The sequence below is a fragment of the Novosphingobium umbonatum genome (assembly GCF_004005905.1).
GTDB classification, from domain to species: Bacteria; Pseudomonadota; Alphaproteobacteria; order Sphingomonadales; family Sphingomonadaceae; genus Novosphingobium; species Novosphingobium umbonatum.
In genome coordinates, this window is sequence record NZ_SACO01000004.1 from 119046 (window position 1) to 143406 (window position 24361).

Annotated in this window: 23 protein-coding genes; 6 read left to right on the top strand and 17 right to left on the bottom strand. The window is 60.7% G+C overall.

What is annotated here, in order from left to right:
* Nucleotides 1–7: 7 nt before the first annotated feature.
* Nucleotides 8–1183 (bottom strand): efflux RND transporter periplasmic adaptor subunit, encoded by a 1176-nt coding sequence (locus EOE18_RS06935; RefSeq protein WP_246027305.1) that lies wholly within the window; start codon nucleotides 1181–1183, stop codon nucleotides 8–10.
* Nucleotides 1184–1537: 354 nt separating this feature from the next.
* Between EOE18_RS06935 and EOE18_RS06940 the strand changes: the two genes are divergently transcribed.
* Entirely contained in the window at nucleotides 1538–3187 is a 1650-nt protein-coding gene (locus EOE18_RS06940; RefSeq protein WP_127707628.1) for an FAD-dependent oxidoreductase, read from the top strand.
* A 59-nt stretch (nucleotides 3188–3246) separates the two neighbouring features.
* On the opposite strand, the gene EOE18_RS06945 is transcribed toward EOE18_RS06940, so the two are convergent.
* Nucleotides 3247–4035, bottom strand: a complete 789-nt coding sequence (locus tag EOE18_RS06945) for an SDR family NAD(P)-dependent oxidoreductase (RefSeq protein ID WP_127707630.1) — start codon at nucleotides 4033–4035, stop codon at nucleotides 3247–3249.
* A gap of 174 nt (nucleotides 4036–4209) precedes the next feature.
* Here EOE18_RS06945 and EOE18_RS06950 point away from each other — a divergent pair, with 174 nt between their 5' ends.
* Nucleotides 4210–5055 carry a MaoC/PaaZ C-terminal domain-containing protein gene (locus EOE18_RS06950; protein WP_164852688.1) on the top strand — a complete coding sequence of 282 codons (846 nt, stop codon included), beginning with the start codon at nucleotides 4210–4212 and terminating at the stop codon, nucleotides 5053–5055.
* Here the strand turns inward: EOE18_RS06950 and EOE18_RS06955 are convergent.
* The 10 genes from EOE18_RS06955 to EOE18_RS07000 all read right to left on the bottom strand — a co-directional run bounded on the left by EOE18_RS06955 (nucleotide 5052) and on the right by EOE18_RS07000 (nucleotide 15159).
* Complete coding sequence (locus EOE18_RS06955; protein ID WP_246027306.1) at nucleotides 5052–6116, bottom strand: phosphotransferase family protein; 1065 nt, start codon at nucleotides 6114–6116, stop codon at nucleotides 5052–5054. The genes EOE18_RS06950 and EOE18_RS06955 overlap by 4 nt on opposite strands.
* Complete coding sequence (locus tag EOE18_RS06960; protein WP_127707634.1) at nucleotides 6109–7290, bottom strand: acyl-CoA dehydrogenase family protein; 1182 nt, start codon at nucleotides 7288–7290, stop codon at nucleotides 6109–6111. Before EOE18_RS06960 ends, EOE18_RS06955 begins: the two co-directional genes overlap by 8 nt.
* A gap of 5 nt (nucleotides 7291–7295) precedes the next feature.
* The gene (locus EOE18_RS06965) at nucleotides 7296–7832 is read right to left on the bottom strand and encodes a VOC family protein (protein WP_127707636.1); all 537 of its coding nucleotides are present in this window, start codon (nucleotides 7830–7832) and stop codon (nucleotides 7296–7298) included.
* Nucleotides 7833–7853: 21 nt separating this feature from the next.
* The gene (locus tag EOE18_RS06970) at nucleotides 7854–9266 is read right to left on the bottom strand and encodes a 2-oxo acid dehydrogenase subunit E2 (RefSeq protein WP_127707638.1); all 1413 of its coding nucleotides are present in this window, start codon (nucleotides 9264–9266) and stop codon (nucleotides 7854–7856) included.
* Between the two features lie 11 nt (nucleotides 9267–9277).
* Nucleotides 9278–10291, bottom strand: coding sequence for an alpha-ketoacid dehydrogenase subunit beta (locus EOE18_RS06975; RefSeq protein WP_127707640.1), 1014 nt, complete (start codon nucleotides 10289–10291; stop codon nucleotides 9278–9280).
* 16 nt (nucleotides 10292–10307) lie between these two features.
* On the bottom strand, nucleotides 10308–11291 hold the full coding sequence (locus tag EOE18_RS06980) for a thiamine pyrophosphate-dependent dehydrogenase E1 component subunit alpha (protein WP_127707642.1): 984 nt from the start codon (nucleotides 11289–11291) through the stop codon (nucleotides 10308–10310).
* A 32-nt stretch (nucleotides 11292–11323) separates the two neighbouring features.
* A complete protein-coding gene (locus EOE18_RS06985; protein ID WP_127707644.1) occupies nucleotides 11324–12544 on the bottom strand; it encodes an acyl-CoA dehydrogenase family protein in 1221 nt (406 codons plus the stop codon).
* Between the two features lie 5 nt (nucleotides 12545–12549).
* Nucleotides 12550–13698, bottom strand: coding sequence for a thiolase family protein (locus EOE18_RS06990; RefSeq protein WP_127707646.1), 1149 nt, complete (start codon nucleotides 13696–13698; stop codon nucleotides 12550–12552).
* Nucleotides 13695–14078, bottom strand: a complete 384-nt coding sequence (locus EOE18_RS06995; protein ID WP_127708069.1) for a Zn-ribbon domain-containing OB-fold protein — start codon at nucleotides 14076–14078, stop codon at nucleotides 13695–13697. Before EOE18_RS06995 ends, EOE18_RS06990 begins: the two co-directional genes overlap by 4 nt.
* 310 nt (nucleotides 14079–14388) lie before the next feature.
* Nucleotides 14389–15159, bottom strand: a complete 771-nt coding sequence (locus EOE18_RS07000; RefSeq protein WP_127707648.1) for a helix-turn-helix transcriptional regulator — start codon at nucleotides 15157–15159, stop codon at nucleotides 14389–14391.
* 113 nt (nucleotides 15160–15272) lie between these two features.
* On the opposite strand from EOE18_RS07000, the gene EOE18_RS07005 reads away from it, so the two are divergent.
* Nucleotides 15273–16391 carry an acyl-CoA dehydrogenase family protein gene (locus tag EOE18_RS07005; protein ID WP_127707650.1) on the top strand — a complete coding sequence of 373 codons (1119 nt, stop codon included), beginning with the start codon at nucleotides 15273–15275 and terminating at the stop codon, nucleotides 16389–16391.
* Between the two features lie 64 nt (nucleotides 16392–16455).
* Here the strand turns inward: EOE18_RS07005 and EOE18_RS07010 are convergent, their stop codons facing one another.
* Nucleotides 16456–17226: a ThuA domain-containing protein gene (locus tag EOE18_RS07010; protein WP_127707652.1), complete on the bottom strand. Its 771-nt coding sequence runs from the start codon at nucleotides 17224–17226 to the stop codon at nucleotides 16456–16458.
* A complete protein-coding gene (locus EOE18_RS07015) occupies nucleotides 17223–18668 on the bottom strand; it encodes an aromatic ring-hydroxylating oxygenase subunit alpha (RefSeq protein WP_127707654.1) in 1446 nt (481 codons plus the stop codon). Before EOE18_RS07015 ends, EOE18_RS07010 begins: the two co-directional genes overlap by 4 nt.
* Nucleotides 18669–18874: 206 nt before the next feature.
* On the opposite strand from EOE18_RS07015, the gene EOE18_RS07020 reads away from it, so the two are divergent.
* From EOE18_RS07020 to EOE18_RS07030, 3 genes are read left to right on the top strand one after another with little or no spacing between them, the layout of a single operon-like run.
* A complete protein-coding gene (locus tag EOE18_RS07020) occupies nucleotides 18875–19654 on the top strand; it encodes an SDR family NAD(P)-dependent oxidoreductase (protein ID WP_127707656.1) in 780 nt (259 codons plus the stop codon).
* Nucleotides 19655–19656: 2 nt separating this feature from the next.
* Entirely contained in the window at nucleotides 19657–20460 is an 804-nt protein-coding gene (locus EOE18_RS07025; protein ID WP_127708071.1) for an SDR family NAD(P)-dependent oxidoreductase, read from the top strand.
* Between the two features lie 12 nt (nucleotides 20461–20472).
* Nucleotides 20473–21246 carry an SDR family NAD(P)-dependent oxidoreductase gene (locus tag EOE18_RS07030; RefSeq protein ID WP_127707658.1) on the top strand — a complete coding sequence of 258 codons (774 nt, stop codon included), beginning with the start codon at nucleotides 20473–20475 and terminating at the stop codon, nucleotides 21244–21246.
* An 80-nt stretch (nucleotides 21247–21326) separates the two neighbouring features.
* Here EOE18_RS07030 and EOE18_RS07035 read toward each other — a convergent pair whose 3' ends face one another.
* The 3 genes from EOE18_RS07035 to EOE18_RS07045 form a co-directional block, all read right to left on the bottom strand.
* Complete coding sequence (locus tag EOE18_RS07035) at nucleotides 21327–21737, bottom strand: nuclear transport factor 2 family protein (protein WP_127707660.1); 411 nt, start codon at nucleotides 21735–21737, stop codon at nucleotides 21327–21329.
* A complete protein-coding gene (locus tag EOE18_RS07040; RefSeq protein ID WP_127707662.1) occupies nucleotides 21734–23056 on the bottom strand; it encodes an aromatic ring-hydroxylating oxygenase subunit alpha in 1323 nt (440 codons plus the stop codon). The genes EOE18_RS07035 and EOE18_RS07040 overlap by 4 nt, the downstream gene beginning before the upstream one ends.
* A 73-nt stretch (nucleotides 23057–23129) precedes the next feature.
* Nucleotides 23130–24326 carry an aromatic ring-hydroxylating oxygenase subunit alpha gene (locus tag EOE18_RS07045; RefSeq protein ID WP_246027307.1) on the bottom strand — a complete coding sequence of 399 codons (1197 nt, stop codon included), beginning with the start codon at nucleotides 24324–24326 and terminating at the stop codon, nucleotides 23130–23132.
* Nucleotides 24327–24361 lie beyond the last annotated feature (35 nt).

A 24361-nucleotide genomic window follows, 5' to 3' on the forward strand; every position in this document is an offset into this window, starting at 1 on the left:
GGGGGGCTTACTTCGCGGTTGCTTGCGAGGGCTGGGGAGCCTGCGCCGGTTGCGAGATGGGGGATTGGGCATCGGGCTTGGGCGTGATCGCACCTTGGCGCGCGGCCAGCGGGGACCCGTCATGCAGACGGCCAATCCCCTCGATCACCACCTTGTCGCGTTTGTCGATGCCCGAACGCACCACGCGCAACCCGTCGACCATCGGGCCGGTGGCAATGTTGCGGATGGCGGCCTTGTTATCGCGGCCCACCACATAGACAAATTGGCGCGTCTGGTCGGTGACAATCGCCGCATCGGGGATCAGCAAAGCAGGATATGTGCCCGAACCGATCAGCCGTGCGCGGCCAAACAGGCCGGGCACCAGCTTACCCCCGGGATTGGCCACCAGAGCATGGGCGCGGATCGTGCCCGAGGCTTTATCGATGGCATTATCCACGAAATCCATGCGGCCATGCAGGCTATAGCCCTTCTCGTCGGCCAGTTGGATATCGATCGGGTTCGGGCTGGTGCGCGACGACGGGCGCCCGCCCTTTTCTGCCTCGCGCATATATTTGAGATAGAGATTTTCCGCGCCATCAAAGGTGAAACGGATCGGGTCCAGACTGACCACGCGGGTGAGCGGGGTTTGCCCTGCGGTGACATAATCGCCGATAGAAACGCGCTTGTCCGACAGGAGGCCGGTGATGGGAGCGCGCACGATGGTGAAGTCCACATCCAGCGCGCGGGCGCTGGCGGCGGCCTTGGCGGCCATCAGGCCAGCTTGGGCGCTGCGTTCTGCGGCCTCTTTCTGCTCCAGTTCCTCGCGGCTTGTGGCCTGCGCCTTGAACAGGTCGGCGGCGCGGATGCGTTCCTGCCTTGCATTGACCAACAACGCATTGGCCCGCGCCACTTCAGCCTGCGCCTGCGCCAAAGCTGCACGGTAGGGGCGCGGGTCGATCTCGAACAGGGGCTGGCCCTGTGTCACGCGCTGACCGGGCTGGAGCATGGTGCGCAGGATCTGGCCTGAGACGCGGGGGCGCACCTCGGCATCCTGCACCGCTTCAAACCGGCCGACATAATCGTCCCAATCCACCACGCGACGTTCCAGCGGCGCGGCGGCTACCACGGGCGTGGGTGGCGGAGGTGGCGGCGGAGGTGCGGAGCAAGCCGCGAGCATCAGCGCCATCGCGGCGGGCAGCAGCACCTTTGCGCCATGGCGCGGCAGCTGAAGGCTGGATGAAGGAAGGGGCCGGGTTCGAGGCATGGGGGGAATTCTCCGTGGGCGCCGCGGGGCGTAAAAATCCGTGATCAGTCGGCCCCATAGAGCAAAAGGCTTCCAACCATTAGTGGGGGCAATGCGCTAGACTTTATGAATGGCATTCATCATCCCACTGAGGCTACGCCCCTGTATCAACACCTGCGGTGAAAAAGACCGGTCGACCCTAGGACATTTGGCAGTGGTGAAATTTCCTGTCGCAAACCTACACTGCGCCGCCTTCACATGACGGGGCACAAAGAAAGACGCGGCATAAAACAGGCGTCGATTGGGAGATGTTGGATGACCGAAGATATCAAGTGGGACATGGAAGCCGACGTTGTCGTACTTGGTTCAGGTGGTGCGGCCATGACGGCGGCCATTGCCGCCCATGATTTCGGCGCCAGCAAAGTGGTCATTCTGGAAAAGACCAATATGGTCGGCGGGACGACCGCCATGTCGGGCGGCATGCTGTGGATCCCCAACAACCATCACCAACATGCGCTAGGGCTGGAGGATAGCGACGAGGAGGTGGTAACCTATCTTGACTCGCTCTCGCCCGGTGCGCTGGATCCTGAAACCTTGTGGTCCTTCATGCAGAACGGGCCGGAAATGCTGCGCTATCTGGAGGAGAAGACGCCGGTCCGTCTGGTCGCTTTCAAGGATTTCCCCGATTATCAGCCCTATTCGCCCGGTGCCAAGCCTGATGGCGGGCGCAGTCTGGACAATGAGGCTTTCTCTTTTGAAACGCTGGGTAAATGGGCGCAGCGGGTCAATCCCAGCAAGATGGCCTATCCCCTGCGCGGCAGCCTGATGGAGGCGATCACCGGATCGCTGGACGAGGAAACGCTGGCCGAGCGCGAGCGGGGCGATTATCGCGGGCTGGGTCAGGCGCTGGCAGGCGCCTTGTTCAAGGCGGTGCTGGATCGCAATATTCCGGTGGAATTTGAAAAGCGCGCACGCAAGCTGATCAAGGATGGCGACCGCATCATCGGCGTGGTGGCACAGGATGCCAATGGCCGCGACTTTGCCGTCAGGGCGCGTCGCGGGGTGGTGATTGCGACCGGCGGGTTTGAATGGAACGAGATGCTGGTCAAAACCTTCATCCGCGGGCCTTTGACCGGTCCCGTCAGCGTGCCTGAGAATGAAGGCGATGGCCTGTTGATGGCGATTGATGCCGGTGCGCAATTGGGCAATATGCAAAATGCTTTCTGGATGCAGAGCGTGCTGGAAATGAAGCCGCAGCGCGGGGCCAAGGCCAATTACCTGCTGGGTTCGGACGAGCGCGCCCGCCCCGGTGCGATCCTGGTCAACCGTGCGGGCAAGCGTTTCGTGAATGAGGCCGCCAATTACAACGCGCTGGGCCGTTCGCTCAACACGTTTGATGCGGGCACCCATACTTACGCCAACCTGCCCTATTGGTTGATCATCGATCAGCGTTACAAGAACAAATATCACGCCTTCAACTCGCTGCCCGGTTCGCCCGCGCCCTCGTTCATGATGCAGGCCGACACGCTGGAGGAACTGGCGGGCAAAGCGGGGATTGATCCGGCAGGGCTGGTGGCGACGGTTGACCGGTTCAACACCATGGTCCGCAATGGCCATGATGATGATTTCAACCGTGGCGATAACAGCTATGACAATTTCTACATGTGGGGCGACATGGATTTCGAGCCGCCCTATCGCACGCTGGGCGTGATCGATCAGGGGCCGTTCTATGCGGTCAAGATGGAGGCGGGCGCGCTGGGCACGGCAGGCGGGCCCAAGGTCAATGCCGACGGGCAAGTGGTCGATTGGGACGGCAATCCCATTCAGGGCCTTTATGCGGCAGGCAATGTGATGTCGGCGGTGCTGGGCGAGATTTATGGCGGGGCTGGCGGTACTTTGGGCCCGGGCCTGACCTTCGGCTATGTGGCGGGCCGTCATTTGGGGAGCCAGATCCCCAACGTTTGAGGCCGTTGATCGTGAGGAAAAGAAGGGGCGGGGAGAAATTTTTTCCCGCCCCTATCAATTTAACGGCTCAGATAGCCCGCCTCGACCCCCAGTGCATGGCCGGTAACATAGCTGGCCGCATCCGAGCAGAGCCATGCGCTGGCCTCGGCCACTTCCTCTGGCCGCCCGAAACGGCCAAACAGGCTGAGTGCGGGGGCAAAATCGGCCTCGGTATAGCCAGTATCGTCCAAAGCCTGTCGCAGCATCGGTGTATCGATCGCGCCGGGCATGACGGCGTTCACGCGAATGCCTTTAGGGGCCACTTCCACGCTGCCGGTCTTGGTCAGGCCGATCACGCCATGCTTGGCCGCCACATAGGCCGAATTGCCCGGTTGCGGGCGGACCGAGCTGACCGAGGCGATATTGACCACCGATCCGCCCTGACCCTGCGCCAACATCTGGCGGAACTCATATTTCATGCAAAGCATGACCGAACGCAGGTCAATCGCGATCACGCGATCCCAGACGGCCATATCCGCCTCGGCAATGGGCAGCAGATCGGGGGCGATCGCGGCATTGTTGACCGCGCAATCGAGCCGCCCGAAATGGGCGACGCAGGTTTCCACCATGGCGATTACCTGCTGTTCATCCCCCACGTCGCAGGCACAGGCCAGCGCCTGACCACCGGCGGCCAGAATGGCATCCACCGTGGCTTGCGCCGCCGGAACATTGCGATCCGCGACCAGAACCTTTGCGCCATAACCGGCCATGACCTGCGCGGTTGCGGCTCCCATGCCCATGCCGCCGCCGGTGACAATGGCTACCTTGCCATCCAGACGATTACGGGCGCCCTGTTTGTTGCTTTCCATGATAAACCTCTCGCTGACGGCTTTCTTTGCGGTATCTGCGCTGCACGCCGCCTGCACATACGCCTTTGACGGACAGACTAACCCAGCCTTGTTGCGCGCGGACCTATCCAATGCATCAGGCGTGATCGGGCGATGATGCGCTATCCCTTGCCAGATCACAGGTGGAGGCCAATCATGGCGGTAAACATCGACTCTCTGGCGGCTTTGTCTTTGCCGGATGTCGCCTGCTCGATCACGCCACAGGCGGCGATCCTTTACGCTCTGTCCATCGGGCTGGGCACGGGGCCCGATGAACTGCCCTTTGTGTATGAGGGCGCCGGTTTGCGGGTCTTTGCCACCATGCCGGTGGTGCTGGGCGATCCGGGGGCGTGGTGGAGCGATCCCTTGTTGGGCCTGCCCTCCTCAGGCCCATTGCATGGCGAGCAGTCGTTGGAGATCTATGGCGACATTCCGCTAGATGTGCCGCTCTTGGCCCGCAATCGCATCATCGGATTGCGCCCGCGCGGGGCGGGCCATCTGGCGGTGTTGGTGGAGCGTATTTTGACGCGTGGTGATAGCGGCGCGCTCTTGGCGAGGGGGCAATCCATGCTGTTTTTCCGCAATGCAGAAGCTGTGGGCGAAGGGTTCGGCGACATGGCCCTGTCGGCAATCCCGCCCTGCCCCCCTTCGCCGCTGGCGGGCCGCAGCATAGTGGAGACCCATGCAACGTCAGCCCTGCTTTACCGTTTGAACGGCGATACCAACCCGCTGCATGCCGATCCGGTGGCGGCGCAGCAGGCGGGGTTTCGCGTCCCAATCCTGCATGGCTTGCTGTCCATGGGGCTGACGGCGGTGGCTCTGTGGCGATTGGGGAAGGGCGCTGGCATCAAGGCGCTATCCCTGCGCTTTACCGCACCAGCCTATCCGCAGGACAGGCTGGTGATCGATCATGTCAAAGACGGCCCGCATATCTGGTTTTCGGCCACCACAGCCGAGGCCAGAGTGCTGGACCGCGGCTATATTCTGTTAGATGACGGTTAAATCCCCACGCAGTCGCGCGCCAGACGGGCCAGACGCGGGAAGGCCTCCGCGCGTGAGGCGGCCTGTGCATTGCTGGCATTGCCGCGCAGCACCCGACCTTTGATCCCGTGGAAAATCGCGGCCAGACGGAAGAAGTTGAAGGCCAGATAGAAGTCCCAATTCCCGATTGCCTGACGACCGGTGCGGCGGCAATAGGCCTCGATATAGGCTTCCTGCGAAGGCAGGCCCAGCCCCTCTGGATCAACCCCGCCCAGCCCCGCAACAATATCGGGCGGCATGCGATAGAACATCGCGTGATAGGCAAAATCGGCCAAGGGATGCCCCAAGGTCGACAATTCCCAGTCCAGCACCGCCAGAACGCGCGGCTCGCTGGGGTGGAAGATCATGTTGTCGCAGCGGAAATCGCCATGGACGATCGAGGTTTCATCGCCATCGGGAATGGCCGTGGGCAGCCATGCCACCAAGGCATCCAAATCCGGATCGCGCCCAGCCAGTTCGTCTTCTTCATACTGGCGGGTCCAGCGCGCGATCTGACGGGCGAAATAATTGCCCGGCCGCCCGTAATCGCCAAGGCCGATGGCGGCATAATCGACACTGTGCAATGCGGCGATCACGCGGTTCATTTCATCGTAATAGGCCGCGCGTTCGCCGATAGGGATCTGGGTCAAAGCCGCATCCCAAAAGACGCGGCCATCCACCATATCCATCACGTAAAATGCGCTGCCCAGAACGCTTTCATCCTCGCAAACGGCGCGAATGGTCGCCACCGGCACATCGCTGCCCGCCAGCGCCTGTTGCACCCTTGCCTCGCGCAGCACGTCATGCGCGCCCTTCAGGATCGGCCCCGCAGGTTTGCGCCGCAACACATAGCGCGCGTCGGGCGTGGTCAGGCGATAGGTCGGGTTGGACTGGCCGCCGTTGAACTGGCCAATCTCCAGCGGGCCGGAAAAGCCTGCCACATGGGCTTGCAACCAGTCCTGCAAGGCCGCGCCGTCCAGCGCGGTCCGCATAGCGCCCACGCCAGTGTTGGCGGCGGCAAGATCGGGCATAGGGTCAGCCATGAGCCTCTTTCCAACGGCGCTTGATCTTTTTGGCCAGACTCCATTTGTGGACTTCGGTTGGGCCGTCATAGATGCGGAAGGCGCGCACCTCGCGGAAGATCTGTTCCACCACGGTTTCATCGGTGACTCCCGTGCCGCCCATCACCTGAACGCAGCGGTCGGCAATACGCATCAAGGCCTCGGACACGGCCACCTTGGCCATGCTGCTTTCCACCGTGCCCAGACTGCCCGTATCCAGCACGCCCGCGCACCAGTCGATCATCAATTGCGCTTGTTGCAATTCGATCATGTTTTCGGCCAGCATAAAGCCCACCCCTTCATGGTCGATCAACAGTTTGCCAAAGGCCATGCGGCGGTTGGCATAATCGCTGGCAATCTCCTGCGCGCGGATGCAACAACCCAGCCAGCGCATGCAATGCGACAGGCGGGCAGGGCTGAGGCGCACCTGCGCATATTTGAAGCCATCGCCGGCCTGCCCCAGCAATTGATCGGCAGGGATGCGCAAGTTGTCGATGGTCACATTGGCATGGCTGCCGGGCATGGAGGTGTCGATCGTGTTGGGCACATAATCGATACGGATGGCCGGATCGGGCAGATCAACCAGGAACATGCAGGCCCCGCCATGGCTGTCTTCCTCTTCGGATTTGGCCATGATGATGCCAACCTGCGCCCCTTGCGCGCCGGTGATGAAGCGCTTTTTGCCATTGACCACCCAATGGTTGCCGTCGCGGCGACAGGTGGTGATCATCATGGAGGGGTCGGAACCGGCACCCTGCATCGTGGCTGGTTCGGTCATGAAAAAGGCGGATCTTGCGCGTCCTTCCACCAAGGGTTTGAGGAAACGCTGCTTCAGATCATCGGAGGCGACATGGCCGATCAGATACATGTTGCCTTCATCGGGCGCCATCGTGTTGCAGGCCAAAGGCCCCAGCGGAGACAGACCGCTGGCAATCAACACCGTGGCGGTTTCGCGCTGGGTGAGATGCGTGCCATCGGGCAGGATATGCGGGGGCAGCACACCTGCCGCGCGGGCCTTCTCGCGCATTTCATAGACCAGTTCGTCGGTCGGGGCGCCGTGATGGTCCCGGCGCGGGTCGCTCTCATAGGGAAAGATCTGGGTGCGGACGAAATCTTCCACACGGGCGGCAATCGCAATAGCGCGTTCGGTGGTCATGCTGCTTATCCGATCTTGCGCAGCGGATCGCTGCCATCCCAACCCTTGGCAGCGTCGCGCATCATCGCGAACAATTCTTTCCCGCCGCTCATCAATTGCACATATTCCAGCACATTGCCGGGGCCGCCGCCCGCATCGGCATAGATGACATAGCCATCCTCGCCCACTTTGCCTTCGACCAGATTGGTAGCGCCCGCCTCGGCCAGAGCCTTACGTGCGACCTCTATGTCGTCGACCACCATGCAAATATGATGCAGCCGGTCTTTGACGGCATATTTGCCGGAATAGATCGAGGGGCTGTCATTTTCGGGACGGATCAGCTCGATCTGCATATCGCCCCAATAGCCAATGGCCACGGAGAAGACGGCATCGGTGGGCTGTCCCAGATAGGTCATATCGCCCAGTGCGATATTCTCCATCAGAAAGAAGGGACCAGCCCCCACCACCTGTGTCCAGTGATGCAGGGCGGCATCAAAATCGGACGGCAGATAGGCCAGTTGGTTGATCGGGGCCAGATCGGTCAAAGCGCCGCGCTTGGTCATGAAATTCTCCGTGAAACAGGGTCAGGCGAACAGATCTTCGGGGGCTTCGATCAAATTCTTGAGGGTGGCGAGGAATTGGGCACCGGCAGCGCCGTCAATCGCGCGATGGTCCACCGACAGGGTGAAACGCATCCGGCTTTCAAAGGCGAAACCGTCGCCATCTTCCACCGCTTCGCGCGTGATGGTGCCCACGGCCAGAATGGCGCCTTGGGGCGGGTTGATGATGGCGTCGAAATCTTCGATGCCGAACATGCCAAGGTTGGAAATCGAAAAGCTTCCCCCCGCCATGTCATCCATGCCCAGACGTCCGGCTTTGGCGCGGGTGATCAGGTCGCTGCTGGCGGCGGCAATCTGGTCGATCCGCATCCGGTCGGCCTGCCGCACCACCGGCGTCACCAAACCCTTGGGGCTGGCCACGGCGATGGAAATGTCGGCATGGGCAAAGCTGTGGATTTCCTGCCCATGGACCTGCACATTGACATCGGGATGGCGGGCCAGCGCGCGTGAGGCGGCCATGATCACATAGTCATTGAGGCTGGCCTTGGTGCCCAGCACCAGATTGGCCGTTTTGCGCAAGGCGATCAGCGCATCGACCCGCGCCGACATGCGCAGATAGAAATGCGGGATCGTCTGCTTGGCCTCGGTCAGGCGCTGCGCGACAACCTTGCGCACGCTGTCAAAGCGGGTGACGCTGGGCGGATTGGCCACGGCTACAAAGGGCGCGCCAAAGGCACTGGTCGACGCAGAAGGGGCAGGCACCAGCGCCAAGACATCCGCCTTGGAAATGCGCCCACGCGGGCCGGTGCCGGTCAGCCCTGCCAGGCTGATCCCGTGCAAGGCTGCAATGCGGCGAGCCAAAGGCGAGGCAAACACGGGGCCTTCCGCTTCCACCTTCAACGCCCCCTGCAACACCGGACGGGCAGGGCTACGAAGCGCCTGATGTACGTCCTGCAAAGTGATGCGGCCATCACGGCCCGACCCTTCGATCGGCTCGATGTCCAGACCGCTTTCCTGCGCCAGTTTCAGCGCTTCGGGGCTGATCGGGCGGTTGGTCTCGATCACCCTTGGCTGGGCGGGCGCATTGGCCACGGGGGCAGGAGCAGCGCTGTCGCCACCCTTGGCGGCTGTGCTGGTGTCGGCAGGTTTGAAGGCGGCGATGAAAGCCTCAACCTCATCCTCACCTGCATCGGCCGAGGCCATCACGGCCAGCAGCGTCCCCACACTATGCGCGTCACCCCCTTCGGGCACCAGAATACGCGCCATCACACCGTCAAATTCGGCCTCCACCTCATTGGTGATCTTGGCCGTTTCGATCAGGCACAACAATTGCCCACGCTTGAAGCTTTCGCCCTGACCGACCTTCCATTCGGCAAGCGTTCCCTCGGTCATTTCGATGCCCCATTTGGGCATGCAGAAAGGGCGGATTTCAGCCATCAGAGCCTCCTTCAGCGCCAGGCCAACACGCGGCGCACCGCCGCCTCGATCTTGTCGACCGAAGGCAAATAAGCGCTTTCCAATTCGCGGGCGAAGGGGATCGGCGTATGCGGCGGGGTCACCTGCTGCGGCGGAGCCTTCAGGCTGGAAAAGGCCTTATGCGCCACCAGAGCGCAAATATCGGCGGCCAGACCGCAACGCGGCGGCGCCTCGTCCACCACCACCAAACGTCCGGTGGTTTCCACGCTGTCCAAAATGGTTTCCTCGTCCAGCGGGCTGGTGGTGCGCAGGTCGATCACATCGCAACCAATGCCTTCGCCTGCCAGCCTGTCGGCCACCGCTTCGCAAAAGCCCAGCAGCAGGCCAGAGGAGACAAGCGTCACGTCTCCGCCCGCACGGCTGAGGCGCGCATGGCCGAAGGGGATCATGAAATCGCGATCATCGGGCACTTCGCCAGTGTTGGCATAAAGCGCCTTATGCTCCAGAAACACCACCGGATCATCGTCACGAATGGCGGTGCGCAACAGGCCCTTTACGTCGGCGGGCGTGGTGGGCATCACCACCTTGATGCCGGGCATGCCGGTCAGGATCTGATGCACCGACTGGCTGTGCTGGGCCGCAGCGTTGTAACCCGCGCCATAGGCCATGCGCAGCACCACGGGGCAGCGGGTCTTGCCGCCAAACATATAGCGGAATTTGGCGATCTGGTTCCAGATCTGGTCAAGGCTGACCCCGATGAAATCGGCAAACATCAATTCGGCAATCGGACGCTTGCCCGCAAGAGCAAGGCCACCGGCCGCGCCCATGATCGCGCTTTCCGAAATCGGCGTGTCAATCACGCGGGTCGGGCCGAATTTGCCATAAAGACCGGTCGAGGTGGACCAGATCCCACCGATGGCTTCGGGGCCACCGGCGGTGCCCATGCCGCCCACCACATCTTCGCCCAGCACCACCACATTGGGGTCGCGCTCCATCTCTTCCATGATGGTGGAGAGCACGGCATCACGATACATCATCTTTGTCATCTGTCGGTTCCCGCTCTCAATAGGAGATGTAGACGTCGGCAAGGACATCTTCGGCGGTGGGGCGCGGCGCGGCGCGTGCTGCCGTCACGGCAGCCTCGATCTCGGCCAGCGATTGGGTGTCAACCGCGTCCAGATCGGCGTCCTGCAGCAGGCCAGCTTCGGTCACGGCCTTGCGGAAATTCTTCAGGCAATCGCGGGTCTCGCGGATGCGGTCCAGTTCACCGGGGCCGCGATAACGTTGGGGATCGCCCTCGAAATGGCCGAAGAAGCGCTCGGTGTCGAATTCCACCGCCGCAGGGCCATTGCCTGCGCGCACATAGTCCAGCACTTCGCGCATCGTGTTATGGACTGCAAAAAAGTCGGTGCCGTCCGCACGCCAGACTTTCATGCCAAAGGCCTCGGCGCGGCTTGCAATATCGCCAGCGGTGCCCACGGCGTAATCGACGCCGGTATGTTCGGAATAATGGTTGTTTTCGAACACGAAAATGCAGGGAGCCTGCGTCACCACCGCGAAATTCATCGCTTCAAACGTGGTGCCCTGGTTACAGGCGCCGTCGCCAGAAAAGGCGATCGCCACTTTCAAGCCGTTTTCGCCCGGCCCATCGACGCGGCTAGCCAGCGCGGCGCCCACGGCAATCGGTGCGCCTGCGCCCACAATGCCATTGGCGCCCAGCATACCCTTGGTAACGTCCGCAATATGCATCGATCCGCCTTTGCCCTTGCAAAGGCCATCACGGCTGCCCCAGATTTCCTTCATCATGTCATCGACATCGCAGCCCTTGGCCAGACAATGCCCGTGCCCGCGATGGGTGGAGACGATCTTGTCCTCCACACCCAAATGCTCGCAAACGCCGACGGCCACGGCTTCCTGACCGCAGTAAAGGTGGGTGAAACCGGCAATTTCGCCGGTCTGGATCTCGATATGCAGGCGCTCTTCAAATTCGCGGATGATTTTCATCCGGTGATAGGCGGCCAGCAGGGCGTCTCGGCTCAGTTGCATCTCGGCTCCCAGGGTTTTGGTTTTTCTTGAAATCACAGGTTCAGAACGGTTTTGGCGATGATGCTGGCCTGCACCTCGTTGGTGCCGCCAAAGATCGTCCAGGCGCGGCTGTTGAGATAGCGCGCACTGGCCACTTGCGCGGCCTTGTTATGCACGGCCACCGGCGCCTCATCGCCATAGAGCGGGCGGCGGGTTTCCAGTTCCATGCCGGCCAGACCCAGCAGGTCCATCCCCATCAAATCAATATCCTGCCGAAGATTGGAGGCCAGCAGCTTGACCAGCGAGGTTTGCGGTCCCGGCTTCTGCCCCTTGGCAATTTCGGACAGGATTTTCAGCTCGATCATTTCGAGCGATTGCACGCCAAGGCGGACCTTGGCCACACGCCTTTGCCAATCCTTGTCCTGCGCCATCATGCCGCCGCGACCGTCGGGCTGGTTTTGGGCCGCGGCCTCGATCTGGTCGATGTCATAGGCCAGTTTGGGCGCATGGCAGGAACCGCCGCGCTCGTTTTCCAGCAGGAATTTGGCGATTTTCCAGCCATCGCCTTCCTCGCCGATCCGGTTGGCCACCGGCACCACGACATTTTCCAGAAAGACCTGATTGACTTCATGGTCGCCCGCCAAAGTCAGGATCGGGCTGATCGTGATGCCCGGTTGGTCCATATCGACCAGCAGGAAGGAAATGCCTTCATTCTTGCGCACATCGGGATTGCTGCGCACAAGGCAGAACATCATATTGGCGAAATGGGCATGGGTGGTCCAGATTTTCGAACCATTGAGCACATAGCGCTCGCCCTGATCGTCGCTGACCAGCGTGGCGCGGCATTGCAGGCTGGCCAGATCCGACCCGCTGGCCGGTTCGGAAAAGCCCTGACACCAGTAATCCTCGCCCGACAGGATGCGGGGCAGATAATGGGCCTTTTGCGCTTCCGTGCCAAAGGTGAAGATCACCGGCGCCACCAGTTTCAGCCCCAAGACCGTCAGGTTGGGCGCGCCTGCCTGCGCACATTCCTTTTCGAAAATATAGCGTTGTACGGGAGTCCAGCCTGTGCCGCCGACGTCCTTTGGCCATTGATAGGCCAGCCAGCCCTGTTCATGCAGGATCGCATTCCACGCCTGACCGATGTCGGGTTCGACAAAGACCGAAGGCGTGGCGGCTGCGCCCTGTTTGATGGCGGGCGTCAGTTTTTCGGCAAGGAAGCTGCGCACTTCATCGCGAAAGGCCAGTTCTTCGGGGGTGAGTTCCAGATCCATAGGGCTTATCTTTTTAGAATGGTGACGGCCGAAACACCCGGCGCGCCATAGACATGGCTGTAAGCTGTGCGGGGGCTGTCAGGCACTTGTCGCCCTTCGCCAGACCCGCGCAATTGCACGATGTTTTCATAGACCTGCCGCAGGCCGGACGCCCCGATCGGTTCGCCGCAGGCAAGGCATCCGCCATCGGTATTGACCGGCAACTGCCCGTTGATGCGCGTGCGCCCCTCGGCCAGCCAGGTTTCCTGATCGCCATCGTTGCAGAAGCCGTTTTCGGCCATATGCATGATTTCGGCGCCTGCCTCGGTGTCCTGCAACTGGGCCACGTCAATGTCTTGCGGCCCGATACCGGCGATTTCGAAAGCAGCGGCGCTGGCCAAACGCGTGGCCGTGGCGGTGCCGCCGCCAATGTCGATGCTGGGGGCAAAGACCTCAAAGCTGGCAGGCGGGCGGGTACGCATGGTTGCAGCGGCCAGATAGATCGGCTTGACGCCCAACTCTCGGGCCTTCTTTTCACTGGCCAGAACCAGCGCGACGCCGCCTTCGCCGGGCGAGCAGAACATATATTTGGTGAAAGGATCCGACACCATCGGCGCGTCGAGGATCGTATCCAACGCCACGGGTTCGCGACGCCACGCATGGGGCGCATGGACACCGTTCATAAAAGCCTTTTCGGCAACCATGCCCAGCGTGCGGCGGCTGATCCCGTAGAGATGCATATAGCGCATGATCTTGGCCGCGAAGAATTGCGTGGTGACCATGAAGCCTGCATCGCCGTACCATTCGGGCAGGTTATATTCGGCAGGTTTGGCATCGAACGCGCCGCGCGGATGCTTGTCGAAGCCTACGGCAAGGCCAAGATCGAACTCGCCCGACTTGATCGCCATTTGCGCAGAAAACAAAGCCGAACCACCCGTAGCGCAGCCGTTCTTCACATTGATGAATTGCGTGCCGTTCAACCCCAGACGTTCGACCATCGTGTCAGGGTTTCCCGCTGAATCCGATCCGCCATAGGCGAACTGGATATCGGTCCAGCTAACGCCTGCATCGGCCAAAGCGGCCCTTACCGCAAACACACCCTGATCAAGCCCCGACAGGCCATCGGTGCGGCCAAAGCGGTGGATGCCCGCCCCGATGATGCAAACGCGGCTCATGCTGCCAAGGCCTTGACCGGAGCGAAGGCGGGCACGATCAGCGAACTGTTGCCACCCAAAGGTTGCGGGGACAGTTCCAGTTCCATGCCGATATGGATATCCTCAAAGGCCACATCGGTCAGCCATGCCTCGACAATCACCTCGCCGGGCAATTCGACATAGGCGATGGCCCATGGTTCAAAGGCCTCGGGCCCGGCATAAGGCGGCGATTTGGGGCGAAAGCGCTGCACAGTATAGGACCAGAGCTGCCCCTTGCGGCCCAGCGGCACCGCTTCATAGGCGGCATCGGCGGGGCAGGGGAACACGATCCGCCCGCTTTCACGATGGCGTCCGCCGATCAGGCGCACTGGATCATCATCGGTGAACAGGCTGTTGTGCATGGCGGGTTTCAGACTTTCTCTCACGATTCTTGTTGAGGGCATTAAGAACTTTGCAGGCTCTGGCCGCGACTCCCAAAAAGACTAGGGCGGGTGAGGAAGTGGGATTGGTGATTTACATATCTTTGAAAAACAGTGCTATTTTGGCGTCAGCGCGCCGCGCCATCTAAGGCGTGACCCAAAGTGCATGGGCCAACATGGGCCAACATGCGCCGCCAAACCCCTTATCGTCTGGCCTGTAGGCAAGGCGCAAAAGCGCAGGCGCGCAAGGCCCGCTCGGCCCTGCACGCCAAAGGCATCGCATGGCCCGTGCTTAACGGGCTAGCGAGATATAGCCCAACTGGGCGGCCTTGAAGACTGTCTGGCTACGGTTGACCGCATCCAGCTTGATCGAGGCATTGTGGATGTGGAAACGCACCGTGGCGCGGCTGCGGCCGATGATCATGGAAATTTCCAGATCGGTCTTGCCAATGGCGGCCCAGCGCAGACATTCCACCTCGCGCTTGGACAAGCGCGATCCGCCCGACAGCGCCTGAGCGGTACCGGTTGCCCCGACATAGCTGGCGATGAAGGTCCGGCCCAACAGGCCATAGATATCGCCATAGGCTTCAAATTCGCGCGACAGGTCCGTTCGCGAACTGTCGAGCGGGTTGAAACTCACCGCGCCGATCTGGCCGAAAGGCAGATGCACTGGCACCACAATCGCCGCCTTCGTCAAGGCGCGAGCCTCGAAATTGGTGAGGTCGATCGAGGACAGGTAGCGGTTTGGCTGACGGGTGCGGAAACCCTCGCCATTGGCCCAGAAGGGCTCGCTTTCGAAACGGCAGGCGGTGGTGATCGGCGAATCCAGCGCGATGCGCGGATTGCGCCACCATGCCTTGTCGCTGGCCCAGCCAAAGACGTCACCGGCAAGGATATTGCCTTTGTCGTCGCAGGGCGTGCGTTTGTCGGCAATGTCGTGGGCGGGGGCCACTTTCATGCCGGTGCGGTGGGCAATATCGTTCAGCGCCTCGGCGGCGCGGCGAATATCGGTGGGCGATTTGACGCGCGCAGCATCAACCCAATCCAAGCTTGGTGCATCCATCTCCAGGACCATTTTATTTGCCTTCTCTTTCGCGGGCAGGATTTATCCTAGCCTTTTTCCCAGCGTTTCTGGACTGGTTCAAGTGTTAGAATACCGGCCAAGGGAGAAGAAACTTGAACTTCGATCTCAGCGAAGAAGAAACCATGGTGCAAAGCCTCGCACAGAGGTTTGTACAGGACCGATATGACGTTGAACGTCGACGCGGCTATTTGGCCAATGAGACAGGATTTTCCCAAGAAAACTGGAGCTTGCTGGGTGAATTGGGCCTGATTGCCGCGCCTTTGGCACCCGAAAATGGCGGGCTGGGCTTTGGGGCCTGCGCGCTGGTTCCGGTGTTTGAAGCCCTGGGCGGCGGTCTGGCGGTCGAGCCTTTGATCGACAATGTGCTGATCGGTGCCAGATTGCTGCTGGCCCAGGGGCAGGATGATCTGGTCGAGGTTTGGCAGGATGATCTTGCCACCGGCCACAAACGCATCGCGCTGGCCCATGCCGAGGCGGCGAGTCGCGGCGTTGCAACATGGGTGGAAAGCACAGCGCATATCGAGGGCGATCATGTCCGTATCAAGGGCATCAAACATTGCGTGCCGGCAGGGGTCGGGGCTGATGCCTTCCTGATCAGCGCGCGCAGCACTGGCGCTGCCGGTGAGCGGGATGGTGTCGACCTCTATCTGGTGCCCGCCAGCCAGCCTGGCCTGATCCAGCGCCCGTGGCGCAAGGTGGATGGCGGGGCGGCGCTGCATCTGGAATGCGTCGATGTGGTGGTTCCGTTGTCGCATCGCCTTTCGGACGGCCTTGACGGTCTGGACAAGGTCATGCCGCTGGCCAAATTGGCGCAGGCGGCCGAGGCGGTCGGCATTATGCAGCGCCTGTTCGATGATACGCTGGACTATTTGCGGACCCGCAGCCAGTTCAACACCCAGTTGGGCAAGTTTCAAGCGATCCAGCACCGGATGGTCGCCCAATATGCTGTGCTGGAACAGGCGCGGGCGCTGATCAATCTGGCGCTGGTTTGTGAAGGTCAGGATGGTTTTGCCCAGGCGGTGGATGGCGCTCGCGCCTTTATCAGCGAGGGCTCGATCAGCCTTGGCCACGAGATGATCCAGTTCCACGGCGGCATGGGAGTCAGCGATGAATTGGCGATCGGCCATGGGCACAAACGCTTGCTGATGCTCTCGCGCTGGCCCGAGGATGCGGGTGCGGCACTGGACCGTTTCGCCGGCTTGGCGGCATAATTGGCGGAATAAGAAAACCCGCCCCTGCCGGATCAGCGGGGGCGGGTTTTTTGTGAGGCGGTGATCAATTGGCCAAAGGCGCTTTCACCCACGCGATCCCCCGCCGCAGCAGGTCATAAAACACCGGCAGATCCCAGGCACAGCGGTCCACCGTCGGCCACCAATCCATCAGCGGTTGCAGGTCGTAATGGCCGCGACAATGGCCCAAAGTGTTATACAGCACCGCGCCCGATCCGTGATGCTTGATATACATCACCGGATGGGTGCCGGGCGCATCGGCTGCCTCGACAAAACCGGTGCCTTCCTCCTTGCACTCGGTTTCCAGCAACACATGCAGCTCGCCGTGGCACTCCATGTGGTACAATTCATCATTGGTATCGAAAGGCTCGATCCCGCGCGTCAATTCATGCGTTTCATCCGCGACAGTCACCCGATAGGGGGCGATGGGCGGGTGGCTGATGAATTGGCTGCCCAGCGTTTCCATGAACAGGGGCGCCCAGCGCGGGGCGTCAAACAGCCCCGCATTCGGCCCCTCGCTGAGCAGGCGCAGCACCGAATTGGTGGAATGCAGCGCATACCACCGACCACCGGCCTTCACCCAATCGAGCAGCGCTTCCTGCGCCGAAAGGCTGGGTATGACGTTGCACGTATAGGTGATGATGATGTCGGCTTGCTTGATCGCTTCGATATTCTCGAAATCCTCAAACACGCGCGTCCGCACCGCTTGATCTTCGGCCAGCAGCTTGAGCAGTTCAAGCCGGGCAAAGTCCATGTCGTGCCATACGCCGCCACAGATCAGCACGCAATTGATGCGCTTGGGTTGGGCCTCGCTCATGCCTCGCTTCCGTCGCTGCCCTCGGGAATGCCCAGATATTTGTCGAGCGTCTGCTGGAACTGGCGCAGGCGGATTTCCTGATAATTGGCCAGCTGCACTTCCCCATTCTTGGATGCATGCAGCCCCTGCTGCACATAGGGCAGGTTATCCATATCCTGTTCAAACACATCGCCCAGAATGCCCAGTTCGGGCGCCTCGGTCCATTTCTGGTCCAGCGTCAGGAACTTCATCGGCACGCCGCGCGGGTGCTTCTCGCCCTTCTTTACGCGCATCAAAATGCGCACTTCCATGATGCAGGTGTCGGGCGTCTTGCCGGGGCGCCAGCGATAGATGATGTTGGGCATGAACCCGCCCCAGGGCGCGAAATTGGGGAACACATTGTAAACCAGCGCGTCGAGCAATTCGGCATCGGTCGCATCGGCATGGTCATAGCCGGTCTGTTCGGTATAGGCCGCACGCATCTTGGCACCCAGCGCCTCGCGGGCGGTTTGGCCTTCGGGTACGGCAACATAATAGGGATCGGAGGCGGATTCATAATTATCACCGCTACGCCCGTTATATTTGACGAATTCGTCCACCACCCATTGCTGGGTCTTGCCGGCAGGATCAATATGGGGCGACATGATGCCAAAGGGCACCAGATTGACATTCACATGGTCGCCCCAGGTCCAATAGGCCGCATTGCAATCGCCGGTAAAGGGCAGCAATTGGGGATGGGTAACAATCGTGTGCCAAGCCTCCATAAAGGCTTCGGCGGTTACCTTCCAGTTGGCGGGCACTTCCTTGCCCACCCACATCACCGTCACGCAATCTTCATGGCGCCAGCGTTTGAAATGGTCGGGCAGGGGGGCCAGAAATTCTTCAAGGCTGGGCCCGCCCGCATTTTCGCGGATGAAAATATAGCCGCCCCATTGGCCGACTTCGGCCTGCGGCAATTCCAGCTTGGCCGGATCGAGATGTTCAAAATCCCACTTGCAGGGCATGTGGTCGAAACTGCCGTCCTTTTTCCACGCAAAGCCATGGAAGGGGCAGACGAATTTGTCGGCGGCGCCATCTTCCAGACGCAGCTTGCGCCCACGGTGCAGGCAGACATTGTGCATCGCCTTGACCGAGCCATCGTCCTGCCGCGCGATCAGGAAAGAGCGACCGGCATTTTCATAGACCACATAATCGCCCGGCTCTGGCAGGTCTTCCTCGCGCGCGGCAAATTGCCACACATTGGGCCACATCTTTTCGCGCTCCAGCTTGGCAAAGGCCTCGCTGGTATAGCGACCGGCGGCCAGAGGCTTGCTGCCACGGTTCTGATAGCTGGGCGTGGTGAGCACATCGGGCGCGGGGCGCGAATCCTGCGCCATCAGTTCCAGCCAGTTGATCCCCTCGCTTACCGGTAGCCCGCAGCTTTCCGGACTTGCCGTCGAGCTTTTGAAATCGATGTCAGCCATGGTCTCTATCCTCTCGCCGCGGCTTGGGCCGCTGGTTTCGTCTATGAATTTCCGCCGGATATCGTTGATTCGCGCGGGCGCGAGCCTCGAATACAAGCGCTTATCGTATCGCCCCTAACCGCTGCGTCACCTTGCTGAAAGCATAGGTTTCTCATTGCCCCTTTCGCGCGCATGATGGGCCGAATAAACATTGGAGAGAGGGTCCTATGACCATGGGTTTGAACGGCAAGGTGGCGCTGGTAACCGGCGGCACAAGCGGGATTGGTGCGGGCGTGGTGCGCCGCCTGTCGGCACAGGGTGCCAAAGTGGTGTTCACCGGTTCCAAGGCCGATGTCGGCGCCGCCCTGGCGGCGGAAACCGGCGGGCGCTTTGTCAGCCATCGCGTCGAGGATGCCGCCAGCTGGCCCGCCTTGATGGAGGTGGTGCTGGGCGAATTTGGCCGGTTGGATATTGCCTTTGCCAATGCGGGCACCGAACAGGGCGATGCCAATATCGAGGATGTCTCGATCGAGGGCTGGAACAAGATTGTCGGCATCAACCAGACCGGTGTGATGCTGACCGTGCAGCACGCAATCCGCGCCATGGTGAAAAATGAAGGCGCCACAGGTTCGATCATCATCAATTCCTCGATGAATGCCGCGCGTCCCTTGGGCAATTATGTCACCTATTCGACCACCAAGGCCGCCGTTGTCGCTTTGGCCAAATCCAGCGCGGTCTATTGCGGGCAAAAGGGGTACAAGATCCGCGTCAATGCCATCCTGCCCGGTGTGGTGGAAACCGACCTCATCCGCTCGATCATGAACAGCCAGCCCGATCCGGCGGCCGTGCGTGCCATTTATGAAGGCATGGCCCCGATGAACCGCATGGCGCAGGTTGAAGAAGTGGCGGGGCTGGTGGCCTATCTGGCCAGTGACGAGGCAGGCTTTATTTCCGGCGCGGAATTGACCATTGATGGCGCTACCACCGCTGGCATGATGGGAGTGTGATGATGGGTCGTTTGCAGGATAGAATCGCTTTTGTTTCCGGTGGTTTGCGCGGGATTGGACTGGCGATTGGCACGCGCTTTCTAGGCGAGGGTGCCAAAGTGGTGTTCAGCGATCTGGATGCGCCCGATAGCCCCGCCGTCCGCGAGGTGCTGGAGCGTTTGGGCCCCAATGCCAGCTATGTTTCGGCCAATGTGGCCAGCGAGGAAGACTGGGGGAGGGTCGAGGCCCATATCCGTCAGACGCATGGCGCGTTGCATGTGCTGGTCAACAATGCGGGCATCGATCTGACTGGTGCGGTCGAAACGCTGGAACTGGCCGCATGGCGCAAGATCATGGCGATCAATGTCGATGGCGTGTTTCTGGGCGTCAAAACGCTGGTGCCTTTGATGGCGCAAAGCGGGGCCGGTGTTGCGGGCGGGGCCAGCATTATCAATGTCAGCTCGATCATGGGGCTGGTCGGCTATTCCGAAGTATCGGCCTATAATGCCAGCAAGGGCGCCGTGCGCCTGTTCACCAAGGGGCTGGCGATTGAATTTGCCACCAAGCGCATGCCGATCCGCGCCAATTCGCTGCACCCCGGTTTTGTAAAGACCCCGCTGCTCAACGCCGGTTTCCAGCGCTGGGTGGACAAGGGGTTTGCCGAAAAGCCCGAGGATCTGGTGGCCGCGATGGAAGGGGCGACCCCGATTGGCCGTCTGGCCGAACCGGACGAATTGGCAGGCCCCGCCGTGTTTCTGGCCAGCAGCGATGCCAGCTATGTCACCGGTGCCGAACTGGTGGTCGATGGCGGTTGGACCGCGCAATAAAGGATTGAAACCATGACGATTGGTTTGGATAGTGTGGTGGCCGTGGTCACTGGCGCGGGCGGCGGCATCGGGCGCGAAGTGGTCAAGGCGATGAAGGCGGCGGGGGCGACTGTGATCGCCACCGATCGCGTGGCGCCTGATGTGGGGGCCGATCATGCCATGGTGCATGATGTGACCAATGCGGATGATTGGCAGGCGATTGCTGATCTGGCGCAGCGCGAATATGGCCGCATTGATGCTCTGGTCAATGTGGCCGCCATCAGCATCGTGGCCAGCATCGAAGGCACGCCGCTGTCCGAATGGCAGCGGGTGTATAATGTCAATGTGGAGAGCATCATCATCGGCGTGCAGACCTTGCTGCCCATGTTGAAAGAAGGCGGCAAGGCGCGCAAAGGTGGCGCTTCCATCGTCAATTTCTCCAGCGTGGGCGGGATCAAGGGTGCGCCTTTCAACGGCGCCTATTGCACCAGCAAGGCAGCGGTGAAGATGCTGTCCAAATGTATGGGCGCCGAATTTGCCGCGCTGGGCTATAATATCCGCGCCAATAGCGTGCATCCGGGCGGGATTGAAACCCCGATGCTGGAATCGATCATGCAGAGCTATGTCGATCTGGGCGCGGTGCCTTCGATCGAGGAATCGATCAAGGGCGTGGTCGCTGCCCATCCCATCGGTCGTCTTGGCCGCCCTGAGGAAATGGCTGGCGGTGTGGTCTATCTGTGTTCGGAAGCGGCGAGCTTTGTGACCTGCAGCGAATTCATGATGGACGGCGGCTATTGCATGAGTTGAGACCGGCTCACACCTGCTCTCACACAAAAGGCCCGGCATCACTGCCGGGCCTTTTCCTTTGGCGCTTGCCGAAACGGGCCTTACCCCATCGGGATCAACAGGCCCATCGTCAGCCGCGCGATCAACCAGCCCTTTTCCGACCGGACCAGATCGAAATTATAGCGCGCCTTGACCTCCATCATCGCGCCATCCTTGCCCAGACTGAAGGCGTGGCCATAGGCTTGGGCCTTGGCGCCTGCGTCCGTGGAGGAGGCGGTAATATTGGTCATGTAATGGGCATTATGGGCCATGCCGGCAAAGGCGGTGGTAAAGAACTCACCCACGCCTTCCTGCCCCAGAATAGTGCCCATACCCAGCGCGGACAGGTCATAGACAGCATCGGGCGCAAACAGCGCCACGACACCATCCACATTGCCAATATCATCCACCGCCAGCGCAAAGCCATTGACCACATCGGCAATGGCGAAACGATCTTCTGCGCTCAGGCTCATTTCTCGCCCTTTACATAGTCGTTGAGCAATTCGTGGAACCGCTGGATCCGCTTTTCCTGACCCGGCAGCACACAGCCCTTGAAGCCGCGCGAATTGAGGCCCTGCTGCTGCGTGGTGCCGATCGAGAGATCCTGATCGGCCACAAAGCCCAGCGAGACGCCATCGCCATATTTGCTATGCCGCGCCACCGCGTCAAATTTGAACGGCACCGTGCCCAGCGGCCCCACCAGTTCGGTCTGGCCTTCCACCGGCGGATAGAGGCACCAATGCTGGAAAATGCATTTTTCCGGATCGGTGGGATGCGGTTCGGTACGCAGCACCTGCAATTGTTCGGGCGACATGGTCAGCGTGAGATTGGGGAAAAGCGTGCAGTGGAAATAATCCACCAATTGCTGGTCCGTCATATTGGCATACATGTGATAGCCACGCGAAGGCCCCAGCTCGCGCTTGGCCTTGATCACGGCGGCGCGAATGTCGCCGGTATGGCCGTTGTAATCTTCAGGATTAATGCCCCATGCGCGGGCAATATCGTCCAGCGGAGCAGGCACTTCGGCGCTGTGATAATCAACGCGCGTCGTGGCCTGATGGCCGATCATCCACATGGCATTATGGCCGGTGGGATACATCTCGAACAGGGTAGTGGGCAGGCCGTCATTGATGAAGGTGGCCAGTTCGGGATGGATGGTGGGCAGGTGATAGCTCTCGTTGAAATTGTCGCGGATGATCTTCCAGTTGAAATCCGCGTCACACGACAGGTTCAGCACCCGTACCCAGTTTTCCAGGCCATAATTAGCCAGCCTTTCGGGGAAGGGCGCCAGCCAGTCTTTCAGCGGGGCGACATCCTCATCCATGCACCAGAACACGAAAGGCCCCCATGTGTCACAGCGCAGCTCGGCCAGCTTGACCTTGCCGCAGGGGTCGCCACCGGCAAAGTCATCGGGGTCCTGCACCTTGGCCAACACGCCATCGGGGGTGAATTGCCACCCGTGATAGCCGCAAGTGATGCGCGGCGTATGCCCTGCTTCACCCAGCACCAGTCGGTTCCCGCGATGCGGGCAGGTGTTGTAAAAGGCTTTTACCGAGCCATCGGCCTGACGGACCATGATGACCGAATCCTTGCCGAAATTATGGCGGATGAAGTCACCTTCCTCCTCCAGCTCCGACAGCATGCCGCCCAGATGCCAGACCTTGGGCCACAAATGCTTGTTCTCCAGCTCCATCCATTCGCGGCTGATATAGCGGTCGGCGGTGATCGTATCGCCGCGCACATCCACATCGAACTCGGGCGAATAGCGGGATTTCTTATCTTCAACAGTCATGAGACGCGCTCTCCGTTTAGGTGCCATGGCCGCTTTGGGGGCGGGGCGAGCCGGGGCGGGTTTGGGGTCTAGATTACATCTTGGGCTCGGGCAGGCTGGGATCATCTTGCAGATACCAGTTGAGCCATTCGTGGAAATATTGGTTGCCTCGCTCATTGCGCCCGAACGTCAATTCGTCATGGGCACCGGCTTCCAGACCTTTTTGAATTTCCATGCCGATAATATAATCTTCCTGATAGGTTACATCGCGGAAGAAATTGATCGCCGCTTCGACATTGGCGCGGTCTTCATCGTCGCGGATAGGGTCGCGGCGCAGGTAATGCAGCACGGTACGGTTCTTGTCCGGCGTCGGTCCGGGGAACAGTTGCGCCACCTGCGTGATTTCCGGCGCCAGAAAGGCCGAGACATTGGGGAACAGGATCCGCACAAAGTCGAAGCCATTGTTTTCCTGCTCGCCCCACTGGTCGCGGGGGATGTCTTTCAACGCTTCGGCAATGCGGTGCTGGGGGAAACCGATACGCATGCTGGGGCCGAAACCTTCGTAAAAGGTGCGGTTGGATGGCGTGCGCGGTTGGATGGTCGAAGGGTGGAGCGAGGCGAAATGATAGCCTTCGAGATAGCCGTCAAAGGCGATCTTCCAATTGGCCCCTTCGATCACGCGATGGCCCAGATAGGTCCATTTGTCGAAGCCCACACCCTCGAAATCTTCGAGGAAGCCGCGGAAATACTGGTCGAGATTGAGCGGTGCATTGGGGGTGAGGCAGACAAAAATCATGCCCGCGCGTTCTTCACAAGGCAGCGCGCGTAGCGCGAGGCTGGCCTTGTCCACATCGCCGAAAGTCGCGCTTTCCGACAGGCCGATCAAACGGCCATCCTGACCAAAGGTCCATGCATGATATTTGCAGGTGAAACGCGCACAATTACCGCGCCCTTCGGAAGCCACCGGCGCCCCGCGATGCGAACAGACATTGAGGAAAGCGCGGACCGTGCCATCCTTGTCACGGTTGATCAACACGGGCAGGCCCATCGCCTCCATCGCCTTGTAATCGCCAGGTTCGGGCAATTCGGCGGTAAAGGCCAGCATCAGCGGCACGCGGCGGAACACCAGTTCCATCTCGGCCTTCCACTGATCGGGATCGGTATAGGTCGAGGTGCGGACATGCGCGATGGACTGCGCCTGATAGGTGGTCTTCTGCTCGACATAATCGAGCAGGATTTCGGCGACATCGCCAATACGCGTGCTGCGGTCGTTTATCGGGGGTGTCATCATGCCTCTCCTGCCATGGTCAGCCATGGGTTTTGTTT

Excerpts from the sequence above, each read along its gene's own strand:
- EOE18_RS06940 (WP_127707628.1), top strand. The coding sequence starts at position 1,538 with ATGACCGAAGATATCAAGTGGGACATGGAAGCCGACGTTGTCGTACTT.
- EOE18_RS06945 (WP_127707630.1), bottom strand. The coding sequence starts at position 4,035 with ATGGAAAGCAACAAACAGGGCGCCCGTAATCGTCTGGATGGCAAGGTA.
- EOE18_RS06950 (WP_164852688.1), top strand. The coding sequence starts at position 4,210 with ATGGCGGTAAACATCGACTCTCTGGCGGCTTTGTCTTTGCCGGATGTC.
- EOE18_RS06955 (WP_246027306.1), bottom strand. The coding sequence starts at position 6,116 with ATGGCTGACCCTATGCCCGATCTTGCCGCCGCCAACACTGGCGTGGGC.
- EOE18_RS06960 (WP_127707634.1), bottom strand. The coding sequence starts at position 7,290 with ATGACCACCGAACGCGCTATTGCGATTGCCGCCCGTGTGGAAGATTTC.
- EOE18_RS06965 (WP_127707636.1), bottom strand. The coding sequence starts at position 7,832 with ATGACCAAGCGCGGCGCTTTGACCGATCTGGCCCCGATCAACCAACTG.
- EOE18_RS06970 (WP_127707638.1), bottom strand. The coding sequence starts at position 9,266 with ATGGCTGAAATCCGCCCTTTCTGCATGCCCAAATGGGGCATCGAAATG.
- EOE18_RS06975 (WP_127707640.1), bottom strand. The coding sequence starts at position 10,291 with ATGACAAAGATGATGTATCGTGATGCCGTGCTCTCCACCATCATGGAA.
- EOE18_RS06980 (WP_127707642.1), bottom strand. The coding sequence starts at position 11,291 with ATGCAACTGAGCCGAGACGCCCTGCTGGCCGCCTATCACCGGATGAAA.
- EOE18_RS06985 (WP_127707644.1), bottom strand. The coding sequence starts at position 12,544 with ATGGATCTGGAACTCACCCCCGAAGAACTGGCCTTTCGCGATGAAGTG.
- EOE18_RS06990 (WP_127707646.1), bottom strand. The coding sequence starts at position 13,698 with ATGAGCCGCGTTTGCATCATCGGGGCGGGCATCCACCGCTTTGGCCGC.
- EOE18_RS06995 (WP_127708069.1), bottom strand. The coding sequence starts at position 14,078 with ATGCACAACAGCCTGTTCACCGATGATGATCCAGTGCGCCTGATCGGC.
- EOE18_RS07000 (WP_127707648.1), bottom strand. The coding sequence starts at position 15,159 with ATGGATGCACCAAGCTTGGATTGGGTTGATGCTGCGCGCGTCAAATCG.
- EOE18_RS07010 (WP_127707652.1), bottom strand. The coding sequence starts at position 17,226 with ATGAGCGAGGCCCAACCCAAGCGCATCAATTGCGTGCTGATCTGTGGC.
- EOE18_RS07015 (WP_127707654.1), bottom strand. The coding sequence starts at position 18,668 with ATGGCTGACATCGATTTCAAAAGCTCGACGGCAAGTCCGGAAAGCTGC.
- EOE18_RS07020 (WP_127707656.1), top strand. The coding sequence starts at position 18,875 with ATGACCATGGGTTTGAACGGCAAGGTGGCGCTGGTAACCGGCGGCACA.
- EOE18_RS07025 (WP_127708071.1), top strand. The coding sequence starts at position 19,657 with ATGGGTCGTTTGCAGGATAGAATCGCTTTTGTTTCCGGTGGTTTGCGC.
- EOE18_RS07030 (WP_127707658.1), top strand. The coding sequence starts at position 20,473 with ATGACGATTGGTTTGGATAGTGTGGTGGCCGTGGTCACTGGCGCGGGC.
- EOE18_RS07035 (WP_127707660.1), bottom strand. The coding sequence starts at position 21,737 with ATGAGCCTGAGCGCAGAAGATCGTTTCGCCATTGCCGATGTGGTCAAT.
- EOE18_RS07040 (WP_127707662.1), bottom strand. The coding sequence starts at position 23,056 with ATGACTGTTGAAGATAAGAAATCCCGCTATTCGCCCGAGTTCGATGTG.
- EOE18_RS07045 (WP_246027307.1), bottom strand. The coding sequence starts at position 24,326 with ATGATGACACCCCCGATAAACGACCGCAGCACGCGTATTGGCGATGTC.